At 32.8% G+C, this 22825-nt stretch carries 14 protein-coding genes; 1 reads left to right on the top strand and 13 read right to left on the bottom strand.

What is annotated here, in order from left to right; all coding sequences use genetic code 11:
* Nucleotides 1-7: 7 nt before the first annotated feature.
* The 6 genes from ccoG to JM82_RS03705 all read right to left on the bottom strand — a co-directional run bounded on the left by ccoG (nucleotide 8) and on the right by JM82_RS03705 (nucleotide 7556).
* A complete protein-coding gene (gene ccoG, locus JM82_RS03730) occupies nucleotides 8-1432 on the bottom strand; it encodes a cytochrome c oxidase accessory protein CcoG (protein ID WP_145001372.1) in 1425 nt (474 codons plus the stop codon).
* Between the two features lie 10 nt (nucleotides 1433-1442).
* Nucleotides 1443-2405 carry a cbb3-type cytochrome c oxidase N-terminal domain-containing protein gene (locus JM82_RS03725; protein WP_145001370.1) on the bottom strand — a complete coding sequence of 321 codons (963 nt, stop codon included), beginning with the start codon at nucleotides 2403-2405 and terminating at the stop codon, nucleotides 1443-1445.
* On the bottom strand, nucleotides 2402-2593 hold the full coding sequence (locus JM82_RS03720) for a CcoQ/FixQ family Cbb3-type cytochrome c oxidase assembly chaperone (RefSeq protein WP_145001367.1): 192 nt from the start codon (nucleotides 2591-2593) through the stop codon (nucleotides 2402-2404). Before JM82_RS03720 ends, JM82_RS03725 begins: the two co-directional genes overlap by 4 nt.
* Before the next feature lie 6 nt (nucleotides 2594-2599).
* Nucleotides 2600-4795 carry a cytochrome-c oxidase, cbb3-type subunit I gene (gene ccoN, locus JM82_RS03715; RefSeq protein WP_145001365.1) on the bottom strand — a complete coding sequence of 732 codons (2196 nt, stop codon included), beginning with the start codon at nucleotides 4793-4795 and terminating at the stop codon, nucleotides 2600-2602.
* Nucleotides 4796-4797: 2 nt separating this feature from the next.
* On the bottom strand, nucleotides 4798-5001 hold the full coding sequence (gene ccoS, locus JM82_RS03710; protein WP_145001363.1) for a cbb3-type cytochrome oxidase assembly protein CcoS: 204 nt from the start codon (nucleotides 4999-5001) through the stop codon (nucleotides 4798-4800).
* A 182-nt stretch (nucleotides 5002-5183) separates the two neighbouring features.
* Complete coding sequence (locus JM82_RS03705) at nucleotides 5184-7556, bottom strand: heavy metal translocating P-type ATPase (protein ID WP_145001361.1); 2373 nt, start codon at nucleotides 7554-7556, stop codon at nucleotides 5184-5186.
* 51 nt (nucleotides 7557-7607) lie between these two features.
* On the opposite strand from JM82_RS03705, the gene JM82_RS03700 reads away from it, so the two are divergent.
* Nucleotides 7608-8342 (top strand): Crp/Fnr family transcriptional regulator, encoded by a 735-nt coding sequence (locus JM82_RS03700; protein WP_315897448.1) that lies wholly within the window; start codon nucleotides 7608-7610, stop codon nucleotides 8340-8342.
* Between the two features lie 88 nt (nucleotides 8343-8430).
* Here the strand turns inward: JM82_RS03700 and JM82_RS03695 are convergent, their stop codons facing one another.
* The 7 genes from JM82_RS03695 to JM82_RS03665 all read right to left on the bottom strand — a co-directional run bounded on the left by JM82_RS03695 (nucleotide 8431) and on the right by JM82_RS03665 (nucleotide 22760).
* Nucleotides 8431-9240, bottom strand: coding sequence for a family 16 glycosylhydrolase (locus JM82_RS03695; protein ID WP_145001359.1), 810 nt, complete (start codon nucleotides 9238-9240; stop codon nucleotides 8431-8433).
* Nucleotides 9237-11537, bottom strand: coding sequence for a beta-glucosidase BglX (gene bglX / locus JM82_RS03690; protein WP_145001357.1), 2301 nt, complete (start codon nucleotides 11535-11537; stop codon nucleotides 9237-9239). Before bglX ends, JM82_RS03695 begins: the two co-directional genes overlap by 4 nt.
* 2 nt (nucleotides 11538-11539) lie before the next feature.
* Complete coding sequence (locus tag JM82_RS03685) at nucleotides 11540-13171, bottom strand: family 16 glycosylhydrolase (RefSeq protein WP_145001355.1); 1632 nt, start codon at nucleotides 13169-13171, stop codon at nucleotides 11540-11542.
* 48 nt (nucleotides 13172-13219) lie between these two features.
* Nucleotides 13220-15208, bottom strand: a complete 1989-nt coding sequence (locus tag JM82_RS16315; protein ID WP_186439175.1) for a carbohydrate binding domain-containing protein — start codon at nucleotides 15206-15208, stop codon at nucleotides 13220-13222.
* A gap of 34 nt (nucleotides 15209-15242) precedes the next feature.
* Nucleotides 15243-16709: a RagB/SusD family nutrient uptake outer membrane protein gene (locus JM82_RS03675; protein ID WP_145001353.1), complete on the bottom strand. Its 1467-nt coding sequence runs from the start codon at nucleotides 16707-16709 to the stop codon at nucleotides 15243-15245.
* 3 nt (nucleotides 16710-16712) lie between these two features.
* Nucleotides 16713-19763 carry a SusC/RagA family TonB-linked outer membrane protein gene (locus tag JM82_RS03670; protein WP_145001352.1) on the bottom strand — a complete coding sequence of 1017 codons (3051 nt, stop codon included), beginning with the start codon at nucleotides 19761-19763 and terminating at the stop codon, nucleotides 16713-16715.
* Nucleotides 19764-19994: 231 nt separating this feature from the next.
* Entirely contained in the window at nucleotides 19995-22760 is a 2766-nt protein-coding gene (locus JM82_RS03665; protein ID WP_145001350.1) for a triple tyrosine motif-containing protein, read from the bottom strand.
* Between the last annotated feature and the right edge of the window lie 65 nt (nucleotides 22761-22825).

Here is a 22825-nt window from a genome sequence, read left to right as displayed (position 1 = left end):
AATCTGTTTAATTATAGCTTCTAGGTCCTAAGAAGTTAACTGTTGTAGTTTCGATTAATTTTGTATCACTATACACCTCAATGGTTAGCTTAGTTTTATCCTCTTTTAAAGCACTTTGATCAAGCTCTATAAATAAAGTTCCTTCAGCCAAACCTTGTGCTGGTACTAAAAAGCTATTATCCGTAGAGACTAACTTAATGGTTCCTTTATACTTTTTAAGTTTAAAGTTTACATTATCAATAGCCTGAGTTGTTTTATTTACAAGTTTATAAGTAAAAACATTACTTATTATATTATCAGCTTTATGCTCGAATAATTGACCTGGCAGCCTTAAAACACGTGCTTCTACATCGTTTCGTAACTGTAACATTGCAATTAAAACACCTGTTAATATAAATAAGACAACAACATAGGCTTTAAGTCTTAATGTAAATTTAAAGGGTTCTTTCTTTTCAATATTATTTTCACTTGCATAACGTATAAGTCCTTTAGGCAAGCCTACTTTTTCCATTATATCATCACACTCGTCTATACAAGCTGTACAATTTACACACTCTAATTGTGTACCGTTTCTAATATCAATTCCTGTTGGACACACATGTACACATTGCATACAATCGATACAATCTCCATGACCAAGCGCTTCTCTATCTTCGTTTTTTCTAAACTTTTTACGTCCATTCTCACCTTCTCCACGTTTATGGTCATAGGCAACAATAATAGATTGATTGTCTAATAATACACCTTGTAAACGTCCATAAGGACAAGCGATTATACAAACTTGCTCTCTAAACCAAGAAAATACAAAGTAAAATAATCCTGTAAAAATTAGCAACGGAAATAAAGTACTTAAATGCTTAAATGGTCCTTCTGTTATGTAATTTAACAGCTTATCACTACCTATTAAATAAGCTAAAAAGACATTAGCTATTAAAAAGGAAATGATAACAAAAATGGTATGTTTTAAAATACGTTTTCTGATTTTTTCTGGTGTCCATTTGGTTCTTTTTAATTTCATTTGAGCACCTCTATCACCATCAATCCAGTATTCGATACGTCTAAACACCATTTCTAAAAAAATGGTTTGTGGACAAATCCATCCACAAAATATACGACCAAATGCAACTGTAAATACAGTAATGAAGATAACACCAATAATCATTGAGATTACAAATAGGTGAAAATCTTGAGGCCAAAACGGAAAACCAAAAATATTAAAACGTCTTTCTAATACATTAAATAGTAAAAACTGGTTACCATTAATTTTAACAAATGGAGCTGCAAATAAAAAGGCTAAAAGAATATAACTTACTATTTTCCTATAATCGTAAAACTTTCCGCTTGGCTTTTTTGGAAATACCCAAGCACGTTTACCGTCTTCGTTTATAGTTGCTATTGAGTCTCTAAAACTCTCGTTATCTGGAGCTTCCATTGTATATGTATTAATTGTTCATTGAAACAGATTTCTCTACTTCTAAAACGTCTGTATCTTTTATTTCTGCTGGTATTTGTAAATCTTCTGCACCTTGTGGTTGCCAAAGATCACCTTCTGCCTCTTTAGGATTAGCAGGAGTTGTACCTTGTAAAGACAACACATAACTTGCTACTTGTGCCATTTCTAATGGTTTTAAATCTTTTTTCCAAGACACCATACCTTTACCAGAACGTCCACCTTCAGAGATTGTCTGGAATACATTTTTTATGCTTCCACCCAAAATCCAATGCTTATCTGTTAGATTTGGTCCAATTCCTCCTCCACCATCTGCCATGTGACAAGCGATACAGTTTTCTGTAAATATTTTTTTACCGTTTTGTAAGTCTAAAGCATCTGTTAATAGTACTACTGAATTAACATCCACTAGGTTTTTAGCAGTTTTTTTGTATGCTTCAATTTCAATTTTTGCTTGTGCATACTCATTATCCAACTCTTCATATTGTGTGTCTGATGATCCTGTAACATGAAAATTAAACAAGTAGATTACAGCAAATACCATAGATGCGTACCATGAGTATAACCACCATGGTGGTAAGTTATTATCTAGCTCTTTAATACCATCGTAGTTATGGTCTAAAATAATTTCGTGCTCTTCCTCGATTGGTTTTTCACCACCTTTAAGTTTAGCATAAACAGCCTTTAACTTAGTAAATTGATGGACTTTAGTTTGACTAGCTAAATAGCGTTGTTTACCTGCTTCATCTAAACTTTGAAATAGTACGTTTTCAATAGAGCCTACAATCCCTTCTATTGCAATTAGTATCACTAATACTAGTAATAAAAATAACATGATTATTGGATACTCTAAAAAAGCTGGTTTGTCTCCTGAGTCTACAAAAAACTCTACTAATCCAAAAATAATAAAGAATACAGCTGGTACTCTGACGTATGATGGAATTAAATGTCTCATAATTCGGTTTCGTTTTGGTTATCTAAGTCTAATGGTAAATTACTTACAGTGGTGATGTAGTCTTTTTTAGCGGTAATTACCCACCAAAAAAGGACTACAAAAAAACCAAAGAATATAAGTAATGAAAATATTGGATATATCTCTACACCTGCAATACTGTCTAAATGATTTTTTACAAATTTTAACATGGCGTTCTATTTTTGTACTGTTGTTTCTTCTACTGTGTCTACTTTTATATCTGTACCTAAACGTTGTAAGTAAGCTATAACAGCTACAATTTCACGATTACGCATTTCAACAAAATCTGCTCCTCCGTTTTTCTTGCTATCTTCATAAGCTTTTGCAAAATCAGGATCACTATAAAGATTTTTTTCAATTTGCGTTCCTTGTTCTAACATTTGCGCTTGTGCATTTGCAATATCTTCTTCTGTATATGGTACACCTAGTTTTACCATAACTTCCATCTTAGCCTCAATTTGAGATTTATCTAAAGTATTATCAATTAGCCATTTGTAAGCTGGCATAATAGAACCTGAAGAGGTACTTTGTGGATCATACATATGGTTAAAGTGCCAGTTATCGTTATACTTACCACCTACTCGATGTAAATCTGGACCTGTACGCTTACTTCCCCATAAAAATGGATGGTCATATACAAACTCTCCTGCTTTACTATATTCTCCGTATCGCTCTACTTCACTTCTAAATGGTCTAACCATTTGTGAGTGGCATCCAACACAACCTTCACGTATATATATATCACGACCTTCTAACTCTAATGGAGAGTATGGTTTAACACTACTAATAGTTGGTATATTAGATTTAACCATAATTGTTGGTACAATTTGCACAATCCCTCCAATTAAAATAGCGATAGTTGCTCCAATAGTTAATCTTATTGGCTTACGCTCTAACCATGTGTGCCATCCTTCTCCAGATACACGTTTTTTAGATACACGTTGTAACGCAGCAGCTTCTGCTAATTCATCCTCAACAACACTACCTTTTCTAATAGTTGCAATAACGTTAAATACTAAGATTAACATTCCTGTTAAGTATAGCGTACCACCTATTGCACGCATCCAATACATTGGTATAATCTCTGATACAGTTTCTAAAAAGTTACCATATTTTAAATTTCCATCAGGATTAAACTGCTTCCACATACTAGCTTGTGTAAAACCTGCTACATACATTGGTAAGGCATACATAATAATACCTAAAGTACCTATCCAAAAATGTAGATTTGCTAATGCTAATGAGTATAATTTTGTTTTAAATAATTTTGGTACTAAATAGTAAATCATACCAAATGTTAAAAACCCATTCCACGCTAATGCACCAACGTGCACGTGTGCAATAATCCAATCTGTAAAGTGTGCAATTGCATTTACATTTTTAAGCGATAACATTGGTCCTTCAAATGTTGCCATACCATAACCAGTAATTGCAACAACCATAAATTTAAGTACTGGATCAACACGTACTTTATCCCAAGCACCACGAAGGGTTAATAATCCATTTATCATTCCTCCCCAAGAAGGCATTAATAACATTACAGAAAATGCAACTCCTAAATTTTGAGCCCATTCTGGTAAAGCAGTGTATAATAAATGGTGTGGTCCAGCCCAAATATAAATAAAGATTAACGACCAAAAGTGTACAATGGATAGTCTGTATGAATACACAGGTCTATTAGCAGCTTTAGGTACAAAGTAATACATCAAACCTAAAAAAGGTGTTGTTAAGAAAAAGGCAACCGCATTATGTCCATACCACCATTGTACTAAAGCATCTTGTACACCTGCGTAAACCGAGTAACTTTTCATACCAGTTAAACTAACAGGTAACTCTAAACTATTAAAAATATGTAGTACTGCAACAGTTACAAACGTAGCGATGTAAAACCAGATAGCAACATATAAGTGACGTTGACGACGCTTTAACATTGTACCAATAAGGTTTGCACCAAAAGCAACCCAAATTAAGGCAATAGCAATATCAAAAGGCCATTCTAACTCGGCATATTCTTTAGATGTCGAGTAACCTAAAGGTAACGTAATGGCTGCTCCAACAATTATTAATTGCCATCCCCAAAAATTAATATTACTTAACAAGTCGCTAAACATTCTAGCTTTAAGTAAACGTTGTGTCGAGTAATACACTCCTGCAAATATAGCGTTACCCACAAACGCGAAAATCACCGCATTGGTGTGTAATGGTCTTAAACGACCAAAGCTAAGCCATGAAATCCCATCTGTCATATTTGGGAATAAAAACATGTAAGCTAAAAGTAGCCCTACAAGCATACCAACAACTCCCCAGAGGATGGTAGCGTAAAGAAACTTTTTAACGATTTTGTTATCGTAATAAAATTGCTGCATTTCCATAATTAATTGTGATTAGTCTTATTTTTGATTTTAGTTTTTTTTATTGTTTTAACTGGCGTTTTAACCAATTCGTCTTCAAAAAGCATTCTTACAGATGGTGTGTAACCATCATCAAATTGTCCATTTTTAACAGCCATTATAAACGCTGTAAAAAACACAATCGCGATAATTATGCTTACTGTTAGTAAAATATATATAACACTCATACCTATTAGAAGTTATGCTACAAAAGTAATTTAGTAGGCTTGTTTAAAAGATGACATTTATCATGTTTAACCAAGTTTTGAACTTAAATTTAAAAAAATTTTAAGATTTTATTAAGATTTTTTTCGCTTTCGCGGAAAACTTGCAACACGTAAAAACACTAAGCAAAAAATTGAAATAAACTTTACTTTATTTTACGTCCAATCCAATTGGTTGCAAGTGTTGTAAATATGACTATACTAATCGAGCTTAAAGGCATTAAAATAGCTGCAATTACAGGAGCTAGCTGTCCTGTTACTGCAAAATACAAACCAATAACATTGTAGAATAATGATAATAAAAAACTCCATTTTATAATCTTTATAGCGCTTTTAGAAGCCTTTATATATTGATACAATTGGTTAAACTTTGTAGCATCCAATATAGCATCACAAGCAGGAGAAAATACATTAACATTTTCTGAAATTGCTATTCCAACATTACTTTGTGCCAAAGCACCAGCATCGTTTAAACCGTCTCCAACCATCAATACTTTTGCACCTTCTGATTGATGGTATTTAATATACTCTAACTTATCATCTGGCTTCTGATTGAATAGCATTTTTGTTTTAGCAGGCAGAAGCTTTTTAAGGTTTTCTAATTCACCTTCATTATCTCCAGACAAAATCACTAAGTCAAAGTGCTTTTTAAGTTTGTTAAACAACTTAGACAAGCCTTTACGGTAACTATTATAAAATGTATATTTTCCTTTGTAACCTTTATTTGTACTAATATGTACTGCAGTATTTAAAACTGTACTATCGTTGTTAAAACCTACAAATTTAGCCGAACCAATTTTTATATTTTGGGTCGCATGAGACGCCTCAATACCTTGCCCTAAATGTTCTTCAAAATAATCTAAGGTTACAATATCATTATCTTTTAAAATATCATACAACCCTCTACTTAAAGGATGGTTTGAGCCTCTTAAGGTATTTTTTAATAATACTTCCTCATCCAAACTTAATGGCACACCTTCATATTTTGCATCACTTTTTTTATTAGACGTAATGGTTCCTGTTTTATCAAAAATAACAGTATCGATATGTGCTAATTGTTCTAAAACAGAAGCGTTTTTAAGGTAAAATTTCTTTTTTCCAAAAATGCGTAACAAATTACCAAAAGTAAAAGGAGCTGCTAAAGCAATTGCGCATGGACAAGCGATAATTAATACTGCTGTAAAGACATTTAAAGCTTTACTGCTATCCGCAAACATCCAATATGCTGTAGCTATAAAGGCAATACTTAAAACAGCAATTGTAAAACGTTTACTAATCGCATTGGTTAGGGTTGTAAAACCATCCTCTTTATTTTTACTAAAAACATCGTTACTCCATAATTGTGTCAGGTAACTTTGTTCTACAGATTTTATGGCCTCCATTTCTATAACACCAGAGGTTTGTTTACCGCCTGCAAATAACTTGTCTCCAGAACTTTTCTTAACCGTTTCGGACTCACCTGTTACAAAGCTGTAATCGATTCTTGCGTTTCCGTTAATTAATATACCATCAACCGGAATTAATTCTTGATTTCTTATTAATAATCGATCTCCTTTTTTAATGTCATATACTTGAACTGGCACTTCTTCGTTATTAAAAATTTTAGTTACTGCTATGGGGAAATACGACTTGTAATCGCGCTCAAAAGACAAGAACGAATAGGTTTTTTGCTGAAAAAACTTTCCTAATAATAAAAAGAAAACTAAACCTGTTAAACTATCAAAAAAACCAGAGCCTATGTCAAAAACAATTTCGGCAGTACTTCTTAAAAACAAAACAACAACGCCTAAAGCTATTGGAATATCTATGTTTAATATTTTAGTTTTTATAGCTTTAAAAGCCGAAATAAAATAATCTTGAGCTGCATAAAACACAACAGGTAATGAAAACGCAAACATAATCCACCTAAAGACATGCTTGTATTGCTCTAACCAAAACTCATTTACCTCAAAATATTCTGGAAATGATAAAAACATCACATTACCAAAAGCAAAACCTGCAACGCCTAATTTATAAATTAAACTACGGTTGACATTTTCTTGTCCTGTTTTATAATCGTCTAAACTAATGTAGGGTTCATATCCAACAGAGCTTAATAGAAGGACTAGTTGTTTAAGCGAAAAAGCTTCGGTGTTATAAGAAACTCGTACTGTTTTTTTACCAAAATTGACTTGAGATAAAGAAACTGCTGGATTTAATTTATTAAGATTTTCTAAAATCCATATACAAGAACTACAATGAATATGCGGAATATAAAGTGTAGCTATTTGAGTTTTACCGTCGTCAAACTCGACTAACTTCTCTATAATTTTATCTTGCGATAAAAAATCATACTTACCTTCTATCTCCTTTGGTATTGCTCCAGGAGACGATTGTAAGTCGTAGTAACATGTTAAGTCACTTTCAGACAAGATTTCATAAACTGTTTTACAACCTTGACAACAAAAGGGTTTATCCTTTATTAGTATTGTTGTATCTGTACAATTATCGCCACAATGATAACATACTTTTGATTCCATAATTTGCTCATTTACCTGTAACAAAGGTTACATTTTGTGATTAATTAATATATGATATTTGTCATATCAGGTATTGTATACTTTTGGTATACTGCAACAAAATTAGGTATGAGTAAATGTGAACATTGTATTGTCAGGCAATTTAATAGTTTAAACACCTTGACAAGAGAGGAATTAGTGCGCGTGTCTGCATGTAAAACTGGACGAGTAGTCAAAAAAGGTGACATAATTTTTAGAGAAGGTGAAGCATTAAATGGTATTTATTGCATTAGAGAAGGCGTTTGTAAACTGACTAAATTAAGCGAAAACGGTAAAGATCAAGTCGTCAAATTATCTGTAAAAGGTGGTATGATGGGACAACGCTCTTTGGTTAGTAATGAATGTTCTAATTTAACTGCTGTAGCCTTAAATGATATGCAAATTTGTTTTATACCCAAACAAGAAATATTAGATGATTTACAGAAAAATGTAAACTTTTCTATGGATCTTTTAAAACGAATGGCTCAAGATTTAAGAGATGCAGATGATAGTCTTGTGGATATGGCTCAAAAAACAGTAAAGCAACGTTTAGCAGAAACTTTATTGTACGTTAAAAACAAATTTGATAATGATGCAGATGGTTATTTAGCTTTAACATTATCTAGAGATGACTATGCTAGCATTGTTGGTACAGCAACAGAAAGTGCTATTAGAATTTTATCTCAATTTAAAAAGGAAGGCATTATTAGTACCAAAGGAAAGCAAATAAAAATTGAAGATGAGCAGGCTTTAAAACGTGTGGAGTAAAATAAAAATTAATTTATAAAAAAAAGGATATCAATAATGATATCCTTTTTTTGTTTAAGGTAATTTAAACTATCAATCCATTATTATTTTAATTTAAACCTGAAACCTTTACATAATCAATAATAAATTCTTGCGGAAAAATAGAATCATCCACTTCTGGACCTCCAAAGTTACCTCCAATTGCAAGGTTTATTATTAAGTAAAAAGGTTTATCAAAAGGCCAAGTTTTTTCGTTTTTAATTTCTGGTGAAAAGGTGTACACTAAATTATCATCTATATAAAATGAAATAGAGTCTTTAGTCCACTTTGTTTTATAATTATGAAACCCTTCCTCTATATCCTTTATAGTTGTAATTTTTGTATTAACAGATTTACCATAACTATCAGGCGTATGTAACGTCGTATGAATTTGATGTGGAGCCTTACCTACATATTCTAAAATATCAATTTCACCGCAAGCAGGCCAAGTATTAGTATCAATATCATTACCTAACATCCAAAATGCAGGCCATAATCCTGATCCTTTTGGCAATTTAGCGCTAACCTCTACTGTACCATATTGAAATTCAATTTTGTCTTTAGTTGTGATTTTTCCTGAATAATATCCAGTCGAATCTTTAGTAGCTGTTATTATTAAATTACCGTCTTTTACAGATACATTTTCTTTAGTATAAATTTGTCTTTCATTATTACCCCAACCACATAAATTTGGACAACCATCTCCTAAATCGTAATTCCAATTAGCATCGTTTAATTGCGTCCCATCAAATTGATCTATAAAGTTAAACACTTGATTATTGTTGTCTAACTTTGTGTCAAGCTTAACTACTTCCTTGTTTTCTTCTTTACAAGCCAAACATAGCAATGCGACTACTACTAATTTAAATACTTTTATCATAATTTAAATGTGTCTGTTAAAACAGTTTTAGAGCTTCCTCCAATATAGACTTCAAAATCTCCAGTTTCGACGTTAAACTCACCTTGATTATTGTAAAAACCAAGTTCTGCTTTAGTCAAAATTAATTGAATAGTTTTGGTTTCATTTGGATTTAATTCAACTAATTCAAACCCTTTTAATTCTTTAATTGGTCTTGTTACACTAGCAAATAAATCCTTTAAATATAGCTGTACGACCTCTTTACCCTTAAATTTACCTGTATTAGTTAAGTCTACAGAAACTTTTATGGTTTCATCATCAGAAAAGGTATTACTAATTTTTAAGTTACTATACTTAAACGTCGTATAACTTAAACCATGTCCAAAAACATATAATGGATCATTTGTTTCGTCTTGATAATGTGACCAAAACACCACGTCCTTACCTGGTAAAGTAGGCCTACCTGTACTTTTGTAATTGTAATAAATTGGAACTTGACCAACGTGTCTAGGAAAAGTCATTGGTAATTTACCACTTGGATTATAATCGCCATATAATACTTGAGCAATAGCGTTACCACTTTGTGTGCCTAATTGCCAAGCCTCTACAATTGCAGGAATATTATCATCTGCCCAAGTAATAGTTAAAGGTCTTCCATTGTTTAAAACTAAAACTATGTTTTTGTTAACTTTATAAACCGCTTCAAGTAACTGTTGTTGGACACCTGGTAAGCCTAAGTCTGTACGACTTCTACCTTCACCACTTTGATAACCATGTTCTCCTAAAACCATAATAACTACATCTGCTTGCTTTGCGTTTTTAATAGCTGCATCAAACTCACTTTTATCAGTGGTGTTTATATTTACTTCAATCGCAAATTCGGTTTTACCTAAAGCGACATCTGCACCTTTGGAATAGGTAATTGTGTTTCCTGAATATTGATTTAATCCCTCTAATACAGAAACAGCTGTGCTATCCTTAGCAGCTATACGCCAACTTCCTAATGGACTTGTTTTATCTGAAGCCAAAGCACCAATAACTGCTATTTTTTGACCTTCTTTTTTTAATGGTAAAAGGTTATTTTCATTTTTAAGTAATACAATGGACTTTTTAGCCATATCTAAAACTGCATCCTGAATTTCCTGGCTTCCAATGACTTGTTTCTCTCTGGTTTCATCCAAATATTTATAAGGATCATCAAATAGACCCAACTCAAATTTCACGCGTAAAATTCGGCTTACAGCATCATCAATAAGCTTGATATCCACTTTACCTTCGTTAACTAAACCTGCAAGTTCTTCTACATACAAATAAGATTCCATGTCCATATCAGAACCTGCATTAACTGCTAATTGGGCAGCTTGTTTGCCATCTTTAGCATAACCATGAGCAATCATTTCTGTAATTGATCCCCAATCTGAAACCATAAAACCATCAAAACCCCATTTTCCTTTTAAAATATCGCGTTGTAAATATTTGTCTCCAGTTGCAGGAATACCATTAAGCTCGTTAAACGAATTCATAAACGTTCTCACACCTGCATCTTTGGCTGCTTTAAAAGGCGGTAAAATAATATTGTTTAACGTGGAAGTCCCTATGTCTGCTGTATTGTAATCACGTCCAGCCTCTGCAAACCCATAAGCTGCAAAGTGTTTAGCACATGCTGCAATTGAAAAATGAGAAGATAGGTCGTCACTTTGAAACCCATTTACCCTAGCAATTGCAATTTTAGACCCTAAATAAGTATCCTCTCCTGCACCTTCCATAACGCGTCCCCAACGTGCATCTCTAGAAATGTCTACCATTGGTGCAAATGTCCAGTTTATACCTGCAGCAGACGCTTCCTTAGCTGCAACTTCTGAAGATTTTTTAATCGCTTCTAAATCCCAACTTGCTGATTCTGCTAATGGAATAGGACTTAATGTTTCGTAACCATGAATTACATCAAAACCAATGATTAAAGGAATCCCTAGACGCGTTTCTTCTACTGCTATTTTTTGCACAGCTCTTACGTCCTTTACACCTCTAACATTAAGCATGGAACCAACATATCCTTTTCTTAAATGTTCGTATTTTTTAGCTTGGTCTCCATTTTCAGGAACAGGACCTGTTACATCCCAAAACCCATTATACTGGTTCATTTGACCTATTTTTTCTTCTAAAGTCATTTTGGCTAGCAAATCTGATACTTTAGTTTCGATATCCGAATTTTTAGAGGTCGTATTGGTTTTTAAAGCTAAGTTTTTCTCATTATCATTATTACATGATATAATGAGAAAACTAGCTAAGACTAATACATAATACTTTATTTTTTTCATATTTATTGATAAACTCTAACATATTCAATTTCCATAGACGATTGTGTAAATGCTGGATCTATGTCTCCACCAAAGGTTCCTCCCATTGCTACATTTAATATTAGGAAAAATTCACTATTAAAAGGTGAAGCACTAGTATTTGTATAGGTATGATATACTGTATCATCTACCAATATTTTTATTACATCTGGAGTCCACTCTACTGTATAATTGTGAAATTGATCAGCAACAGCATCTACAACCGTTGTACTACCATCTGCACTACCTGCAAACGCTTCTGGATAATGTAACGTACCATGTATTGTGTTTTGCTCGTTACCTTTATGTTCCATAATATCAATTTCTCCACAAGCTGGCCATACATTTGTCTGATAATTAGCACCTAGCATCCAAATTGCAGGCCAAGTTCCTCCTCCTGTTGGAAGCTTTGCTCTAACCTCTACACGACCATAAGTAAAATCATAAAGACCTTCTGATTTTAATCTTGCAGATGTATAACCACTTCCTGTTGAGATTGCTGTAATTTTTAACATACCATCTGCTACTTCTGCGTTTTCTAAATTGTTGGTATAGCTTTGCGCCTCTTGGTTACCCCAACCATCAGTACCATTACCTAAATCGTAAGTCCAATTTGCTGGGTTTGGTGCTCCATTGGTGTCAAACTCGTCTGACCAAACTAAATCTGTATAAATAGTTTCGAATCCTGTGGTGGCTCCTTCCTCTTCAGAAGTTATTATAAACCACCAATCAAACTCGCTGTTACCATCTGTTGTTCTAATAGTAAACTCGTTAGGTATATCACGACTAAAGATTTCATATTTATGATTACCACCTGTATAGTATCCAATAAAACCTAAGCCTGTAATGTTTATTGTTTCTGCTCCTCCAGGTGCTGTAATTACCCAGTTTTCTGAATAATCTTGATATGGATAGTTTTCTATATCTGCTCCAATAGGTGTCTCGCTGTGTGGACCTAATTCTGTAATTAAAGGTTCTCTTCCAAAAACAGTACCTGTTACATCCACTGAAGGATCGTCATTAGTGCTATTTACGATGTGTGTAAATGTACCATCTGCATTAAAAACATAACGATCATCATACATTCCTGTCGTTGCTTTCTCTCCAGGACCAGCTGCATACCACTCTGCAGCAACCTCACCTCCAACTGGTCCAAGACCAAAATGCGCTTGCTTTTCTGACGTAATTCGCCACGTTTTAGAACCATCACCAACCAATGCATTTAATAAATCTGCTGGAGGAGCGTAAGTTGCTAAAACATCAATATCTATAGTAGCTGTTGAAGAAACACCACCTGTACCATATGCTACCACTACTACTGTGTACGTATTAACTCCTAAATTTGAATAGGTATACGACGTTACTCCTGAAGGAGCATTTTGCTCTGCATTACCAAAACTAAATTTATAACTTAATGCATTATCTGCTGTTGCTGTAAAGTTAACCACACCACTACCATCTCCATTTGGATTAGTTGCATCTTGACCAACTATTTCTGGTACAATAACAATATTAGATGGTGCGACGATGTTTCCGAAAGTCTGATCTTCTTCTTGGCAACCTATAAATAAGGCTGTTACAAGAATGAATGCTATTATTTTAAATTTATTTTTCATCTTCTATTTTTTAATATTAACTGCTATAAATAAAGCATAGATCATTAACTAGTTGCTTGATAAAGAAACATCGTCAATATTAACCATACCTATTTGTGCTCCTAAATCAAAAAGAACACGAGCATCTGGTGCTCCAAAATCCGTAGCTACCAAAGTCAATGTATAAGTTGTTTTAGTTGTAGTAATATCAACGGTTTGTGTAGCATTAGACCAAGGGTCTGCACTTAAACCAATACCAGCAACAATTGCTCTATCTACATCTGACCAAGCATCAAAAGTTAATGTGTAAGTATTACCCTGAATAATTTCTAGCTTTTGACTAAGATTTACGTCATAAGAATTTCCTGCTGTTGCAACATCTACTGAATAATATGTATTACCTGCTACTGTAACCACAGGTATTACTGACGCATCATCAACACCTATTATCCAAGAATCACTTCCATTTTCAAAATCACCATTAACGACAGTGTTACCTGTGCCTATAATTAATGATACATTATCAATATTAACCATACCTACTTCTGCACCTAAATCAAAAATTACACGAGCATCAATAGCTCCAAAATCTGCTGCACTAAGTGTTAAAGAATATGTCGTACTAGTTGTTGTAATGTCTACTGATTGTGAATCATTAGACCAAGGGTCTGCACTTAAACCAATTCCTGCAACAATAGCTCTGTTTACATCTGACCATGCATTAAAAGTAAGAGTGTAAGTATTACCTTGAATAATTTCTACTTTTTGACTTAAGTTGACATCGTATGAATTTCCTGCAGAAGTAACATCTACAGAGTAGTAAGTATTACCACTATTAGTTACCACAGGAGCAAGAGCTGCATCATCTACACCAATTATCCAAGCCTCGCTTCCATTTTCAAAATCACCATTAATTAACAATCCATCATCAAATGTTCCAGTAGAAGCACTTTGCTTATAAAAGTAAAAGTTGTCTATATAAACTATATCTGCAACAACATCTGCATCAATTAAGATTTGTGTAATTTTTTGCGTGTTGGCTAAATTTCCGCCATCAAAACCTGTCATGTCAATATCAATACTTTGCCAAGAACCACCTACTGTTGCTCCTAAAGATTCGACATCCTCACCACCATCAATGGTATTAACAATTTTAACTAATAATTCGTTTTCTGTTCCTGAGGGTACCCAATAATCAATATGTAACATTTCCATAGCTGAAACATCTACTCCGTTATCATAGTTACTTACCATACCAATAAAGTCTAAATTGGTTAATCTCCAAACATTATCACTATCTACAGTAGTAGCCTCAAATCCAGAAGCAGACCAATCCGTAGGTAATTCGTTTAAAGTAATATTAGCATACGCATCACTAAAAATAGAAACTACATCACTAGCGTCTCTGTTAGGAGGCGTTGGAGCTGGAGTTAAAGGAGCTAATATTTCTGTTACTTCAAATTCTTCTGTGTACGAAATAGTATCTACAGACCCACTATTAGCTGTTACTGTAATTGTGTAAGTTCCAGCTGCATCATATACAAATGATGTTACGTCACCAATATTAGATGTTAAAACCGTTGCTGCTGCATCTCCAAATTCTACTTGATAAGACACTGCAAAATCCGCTGTAGCAGTTACATTTACTTGTCTAGACACTGTTGGGTCATTCTCTATTGTAACTACTAAGTTTTCTGGAGCTTGAAATGACACTACGATAGTTTGTGCAACAGTAGTTGTTTTACCATTTATACCTGAAGCAGCAATTACGATGTCGTAAGTTCCTTCTAGATACGTGTTTTGAGTACTTTGTCCAGGATTTAAAAGTCCTGAATCTGCACCTGAGTCATCACCATAATTAACTCTAAAATTAGCTACATTTTCTCCTGTTGGAGTAATGGTAACTAAACCAGAATTATCTTGAGCAATACTAATTACTGCTGCAACATTAGTTGGTGCTGGTAATGCACTAACATCTGGTAAATCATCATCTTGAGAGCAACCAATTACTGAAGCTACTACTATGAATAAACTAAGGATGTACTTAAAATTTTTCATGCTATGTTGTGTTTTAATTTTCATATTTATTTTTTTAATAACCAGAATTTTGTGTCCAACGATTACCTGTTAACTCTATTTCTATTTGTGGTATAGGAAAAACCTCATGTTTACCTGTCGTAAAACCATCAATTTCTGAAGCTGCACGACCTGTTCTAACTAAATCGAAAAAACGATGTCCTTCACCTACTAATTCCACACGACGTTCTTGATAAATAGCATCTGTTAAGGCACTACCTGTAGCTGTAATGTTGTGATCCATATCTCCAAATGCGCGTTGTCTAACTTGATTTAAATAATTTTGAGCTCTGTCATCTGCTATAGATCCTCTATTTAAAGCTTCTGCAGCCATTAATAAGACGTCTGCATACCTAATAGCTCTGTAATTATTAGGGTTGGTCAAGTTTTGATCACCAATATTAGAATCGCCTTGACGCGCTATATATTTTCTGTTATAATACCCTGTGTGCTCATTACCTGTTCCAAAAGTTGCACCTGTTGCTGTAGCCCAAGCATTAATATCTAAGATTGCAGTATCTATTCTTGGATCATCACTCTCAAAAGCATCCACAGCTTCTTGAGTTGGTACATTAAAACTAAAACCGGAATCAAACAATGGTCCATTATAATTACGGATTCCGTTAAAACCAACAGCCACGTTACCTTCACTACACTGTAGACAACCAAACCCTGCACCTTCTAAATCTGCATATTGCACTTCAAACACAGACTCGATACTATTCTCATTATCGTTTTCAAAAATGGTTGTGTAATCTGCTACTAAATCATGAGGTCCAAAATTTATTAAGTCTTCTAAAACAAGAGCAGCAGCTCCAAATTTATTTTGATACAAGTAGACTTTACCTAATAATGCTTCAGCAGCTCCTTTAGTTACGCGTCCTAATTGTGTTTGCGTATATGGTAAATTATCTGCTGCATACATTAAATCTAATTCAATTTGCGCGTAAACTAATGCTTTAGGTGTACGGTCCACTTCAAATTGATCTCCAAATAAGAAACGTTGATCAACTACTAAAGGCACATCTCCAAACCATTTTACTAATTCAAAATAGTAATAGGCTCTTAAAAATCTAGCTTGTGCTAAAACATTTTCTTTTCCGCTAAAGTCTATTTTGTCCTGAAATTCTAAGATGTAATTCGCACGATTAACACCTGCAAACATCCAGCCCCAAATTGAGCGTAACTGTTCGTTATTAGCAGTATGAATCATATCATCAATTTGCTGTATTCCTGGCACATCTGTAGCACTTTCACCTCCAGCTAAAGTATTATCTGAAGCGATTTCGCCTAACATAACATTTAAATAGGTTGATTGTAATAAATCGTATGCCCCAATTAAAGCATCTTGGTAATCTTGCTCTGAATTAAAGTAGTTTTCTGAACTTTCATTTTGAGAAGCGACATCCACAAAATCATCACTACACGATATTACTGTAAAAGTCGAAACTAAAAAGACGATTATATATTTTATTTTTTTCATTGTTTAAAATTTTACGTTTGTTCCGATTAAAAATGTTCTTGGGTTTGGATAAAAACCACTATCAATTCCGTCTCCTATTGGAGCTCCATTTGATGTCGTTGGGTCAAAACCTCTGTATTTTGTTAATGTAAAAGCATTACTTACAGACGCATAAACCCTGATATTATCTAACCCTATATTTTGTAATTTATCTTGATTAAATGTATAACCTAATTGTACATTTTGAGCTCTGATGAATGAACCGTCTTCAACAAAATAATCTGAAAATACACTATTAGAAGTTGCGCTATTTGTTACTCTTGGATCTGTGTTTGATGTTCCTGGACCAGTCCACCTATCTAAAACATAACTCGTAAGATTAGTTTTGGCACTGTTTCTATCATAGTTTCTAACAATATCATTACCTACTGACGCAAAGAAATAGGTTTGAAAATCGAAATTTTTATAATCAAATGATAAATTTAAACCCATTGTAACATCCGGAATTGGGTTACCTATAAATGTTCTGTCATCTGCATCAATAACTCCATCTTGGTTAACATCCACAAATCTTATATCTCCAGGTTGTGCGTTAGCACCTAAGTCTAATTGTGATGGATGCGCATCAACTTCGGCTTGGTTTTGAAAAATTCCATTGGTTTGCATTCCATAAAACACACCTATTGGTTGTCCTACTTGCATTCTAGAAGGTGGATTTGCTTGACCAATACCAAAGCTTCCTCCAACTTCATAACCTATGCTATTGTTAACTTCAACTACATTATTATTTAAAGTTGAAATATTATAGCTTACATTAAACTTAAAATTATCAGATAATTGATCTTTATAAGATACCGCAAACTCTAACCCACTATTTTCTACCGTTCCAGCGTTTACAATAGGATTTCCTGATCCTGGAGCAGCACCTCCTAATATTAACGAACTTTCAACAGGAAGTAATAAATTTTCTGTGGTACGTTTAAAATAATCTGCTGTAATATCTACTTTGTTGTTAAATAATCTTGTTTCAAACCCTATATCAAATGCTTTTTGCTCTTCCCATTTAATTTCTGGATTAGATATCGCACCAACTGCTGTACCAAGTGCTAATGCATCATCTAAAACGTAAACACCTTCACCATCTAATAATGATTCAAATCTAAAACCAGGAATTCTATCATTACCTAAAACTCCATAAGAGCTTCTAAGTTTTAAGAAATCTATGGTATTACTACTTGATAAAAAGTCTTCGTCAGAGACAACCCAACCAATTGAACCTGAAGGGAAAATTCCGAATTTATTTTCTGGACCAAAAGCTGTCGAACCATCACGTCTAACTACTGCAGAGAATAGGTATTTTCCTTTATAGTTATATTGCAATCTTCCAAAATAAGATAATAATCTAGAATCGAAAAAACGATTACTTATTTGAGCATAAGGATCTGTAATGGTAGTTGCATCATTAATATCTGCATCACTGAACGTTGTATTTTCAGGCATACCGTCTCCAACAGATAAGTAATAATCTCCTGTTGATTTAAAAACTGACGTCCCTAAAGTTGCTTTAATATTATGAGTATCATCATTTAAAGATGTTTCATAATTAACAAAAGCATCAAACGTATAATCTCTAAAAAAGTTTATGCCTTCTGTGAATTGTAAATTTTCGGTATTATCAAATACAGAACCATTTCCATATTCTACTATAGGGTTAAGACCTCTTGTTCTAACTTCTGAGTAATTCCATTGGTAGTTAGCTTCTGCACTAAAGCCTTTTAAAAACTTATAGTTTAACCCAAAAACACCACTTAGTTTATCAACTTTTGTTCTATTAAATGTATTTTCGATTTGCTTTAATGGGTTTACAACCTCTATTGGATAATTAGCAGAAGAAGTATACTCTCCATTTTCGTCTCTTGGCGCATCTGTTGGTGCAAAGTTAACTGCATTAAATAAAACAGACCCTAAGCCACCTTCTGGTAACGCTTTTCTTAATGTCCCAGTATATATAAGATTAGCCTTTAAGTTTAAACCTTTAATAATCTCTAATCCATAATTAGCACGTGTTGTGTAACGCGTAAAATTAGCTTTACTACCTCCTATAATACCATCTTGAGTTAATAAAGACGCTCCAAAAGAGTAGGTAGATTTTTCAGTACCACCACTTGCAGTAATAGCATTATTAAATATTGGTGCAGTTTCAAACACCTCGTCTTGCCAATCTGTTCCTTTATTTAATCCAAATGTATCAGGAAAAGGTAAAGTACTTCCGCTAGCTGCAGCAGCTTCGTTTTTAATTAAAGCATACTCTGTAGCATTTAGTAATGGTATTTTTCTAGTCGTTTGTTGAAAACCAACATACGAATCATACTGAAATGTCATTGGTTTATTTTTGCGACCAGTTTTAGTCGTAATTAAAATAACTCCGTTGGCAGCTCTTACACCATAGATACCTGCTGTAGCATCCTTAAGTACTGTATAACTTTCTATATCACCTGGATTTACAACACTTAAATCTTCAATAACATTACCATCTACTAAGATAAGTGGTCTATTGTCACCATTAGTGGATACACCTCTAATTCTAATATTAGATGCACTACCTGGAGCACCAGATTGTGATGTAATATTAACTCCAGCTACTTGACCTTGTAAGGCTTGTTCTATACGTGTAGGTTTAAGCGCTTCAATAGTTTCACTAGAAACCGTTGATACTGCTCCTGTTACTTCTTTACGTTTTTGAGAACCATAACCTATAATAACCACTTCCTCTAGTGCCTCAACATCTTCAGTTAGTTGCACATTAACTGGATTACCATTAGTTACTACTACCTCTTTTGTTTTATAACCTATATAGGAAAAAACTAAAGTTGAATTTTTAGATACGTTATTAATAGTATAATTACCATCAAAATCTGTGGTTACACCATTAGATGTATTTTTAACTAGTATATTAACCATAGGAATAGGTAATCCATCCTGTTGACTAGTTACATTTCCTGTTATTATATACTCCTGAGCAAAAGCAGAGAAAGTCATTAAGAATAACAAAAAGGAGAAAAAAGTTTTTTTCATGTTTAAAAGTTTTTGTGCTTTTATCAAATTTAAGCAGATATAATGCTGATTTGATAATTTTAACCGCAACAAAAAACATACATCACAAAAAAAAGTTGGTTTAATTATCTAAATCTCATTAAAAACAAGCATTAACCTTATTTTAACATTTATATAAAGAAAGCACATTATTACTAGTAAAATTAGATTTGTTGAGGTAATGTATAGGTGTTTTAACTAATTGTAGTGTTATTATATACTTAAGATGTAGTCTGTTAAATTAACATCATGCTCTAATTCCATCTTTTTACGCAAACGATATCGTTTGACCTCTACACTTCTTGGAGATATATTAAGTAAAGGAGCAATCTCTTTTGAAGATAAATTTAGTCTTAAATAAGCACACAATCTTAAATCGTTAGATGTCAAGGCTGGATGTTTGGTTTTTACCTTTTTCAGAAAGTCTTTATCTGCATTATTAAATGCTTCTTCAAACAAATTCCAGTCATCTTTATTATTAATATTTTTATCAATAATCCTAATTACGGATTTTAGATTAGTACTTTCTACCTTTTCATTTAGCTCGCTTTTGATGGTATTTAAAAATTCATTCTTTTTAATCAAGCTCATGGTAGAAATTGCTAATTCTCGGTTTTTATTGTCAATTTCTTGTCTTAATTTATCATTATTTAAAGCCATTAATTGTTGTTTAGTTTCTAAATCTTTAAGCTCTAACTCACGTTTTGATTTTAGGACTAGTTTTTCTTTTTGCTTTCTATAATACAGTTTATAAAAATAATTTATTAAAAGAATAATAATGAAACCCATCACACAATAGACCATTATCATAATGTTGGATAAAAACCAAGGCTTGTCTATTGTAAATGTAAAACTGTCTTGATTAGTCACCTCTACACCTCCTACTCTAGCCTTAACAATAAAGGTATATTCACCATAGGGTAAGTTTTTATACAATACTTCTGCATTTGTACTCCATGTACTCCAATCCTCATACAAACCTTCTAGTTTATGCGAATATTCTGCTTCTAAATATTTATCATACTCTGCAACACTGTATTTAATTTCGATGTTATTCTCATTATTTTTAAAAGCATTTTCATCTTTTAAGCTAATTAACCGTTTCGACTTTTGAAGCGGTGTTTTATTTATTGTATTAATTTCAACTTGATACGTTTTAGGTTTTATCTTAGAAAGATTTAAAGTTATATAACCTTTAGAAGTCCCAAATAGATATAAATTAGGTTTTAGGTTAAAGATGCTTTCGTAACCTGATAAACCTTCCCTAAGCGAACTTGGCAACGCTATGAAGGAAATATCTGGCGTTGTGCTTAATTTACCTGGACTTACGTAATTAATCCCTTTTTTAGTAATTAACCATAGTGCATTATTTGCCTGATCTGTAATAATTTTACCTGAAGAATAGCCTTGCGTTTTATAAATATTACTTAAAACAGTGTCTTTAACAAATGTATTATCCTCTAAGTGCTTTTTAAAAACACCTTTATCTGTTGCATAATACAACGTGTTATTATTAGTTGTTAATGAAGAAAACAAGCCTTTTTCTAAAGTTTCAATTTTAGAAATTTGTGTTGTAGTTGTGTAATCCGAATCTATTTTAATTTTAAAAACACCTTTATACTCATGATTTACTAATATTTCATCCTTTTTAGAAAACACAAAAAATCTAGACGAATTATTAAATCCTTCAATCTTGTTTCTAAATTGCCAAAGACCTGCTTTTTTTTCTAAAATATTAAGACCATTATAGTTACCCTGTATCAATAAGTTTGGATTATCACTAATTGTTTTAATATCCCAAGTACCTTCTACTGATGCAATACGATTTGCTACATTGTTATTAATTATAAATGTGCCTGAATTATGACCGCAAAACAATTGATTATCAATAATTTTAAGACTCCATACTTGACCGTTAGTATTGACTACAGGTTTAAACGCTGTTTGACCTGTTTTTTTATAAAACAATCCTTGATTAGTCCCTAAGTACAACGTGTTGTCATAAATTAAAGAGGTGTAAACAGTACCCAAAACGCCATGATCATCGTTAAATATTCTGAAAGGAGAGTTAATATTTACACAGTTTATACCATTGTCTAAAGCTAGCCAAATATTACTTTCTATATCTTGAAATATTGACAACACAGTATTGTTGCCTAATCCATTGGCTTGGCTAATTTTTTGAAAAATATTACCATTTACATCAATTTGTATAATTCCGTTAGAGATAGTCCCTAGAATTAAGCTATCGTCATTTAATTGCAGGCTACTATATATGCGATACTCTTTTAATTGCGAGTTTAAATTAGCATTCCAGTCTTGTACTACATTATTTTTTATTGTTACAATCCCATGATTTTGAGTAACAACAAGCAAGTTGTTTTTTAATGTATAAACACCAGCTATTATCTTATTTTTAAAATAATTAGATTGTAATATAGCTTTAGGTTGTCCATTTTCTAATTTTAATAATCCTTCTATTCTATCCTGATAATAAATGCTATTATCAACCTTAAACATCTTGATTATACCAGCTTTAGATTCTGTAATTTTAAATTGATCGGTTTTTGTGTTATAAATATAAATGCGACTAAGCGATTGAAACAGTATCCAATCATCTAAATGAGTTATTTTCCAAAATTGCTCGTCCTCCAATAAAGTGCTACTAATTTTTTTAGAAAGTGAGGTGTATTTTAAATCGCCAACATCTGTTCTGGTCCAATAACCAAACTCCATATAACTACCTGTATAAACCCTATCACTAACAACATTAACAGATCTTATAATGGTTTGATTTGGTGATGGATATAAAATCCATTCTGAACCATTAAACTCTAATAATCCTTTAGAATTTGCGACATAAATATGTTTGCTCTTACATTGGGAAATTTCCCAATTTTGATTTTCGGCATTGTATTGTTTGGGAGAAAAATATTGTATTGGAGGTAAATCTTGTGCTACAGATTTTGTAAACAACATTAACAAACTTAGTAAAACTAGGGGTTTACTAAAGTCACACCAATTATTAGGATTAAATTTAAGCA

Origin of the sequence: Olleya sp. Hel_I_94, from assembly GCF_007827365.1 — a bacterium.
Classification (GTDB): domain Bacteria; phylum Bacteroidota; class Bacteroidia; order Flavobacteriales; family Flavobacteriaceae; genus Olleya.
This window is presented reverse-complemented; position numbering and strand designations above follow the sequence as displayed.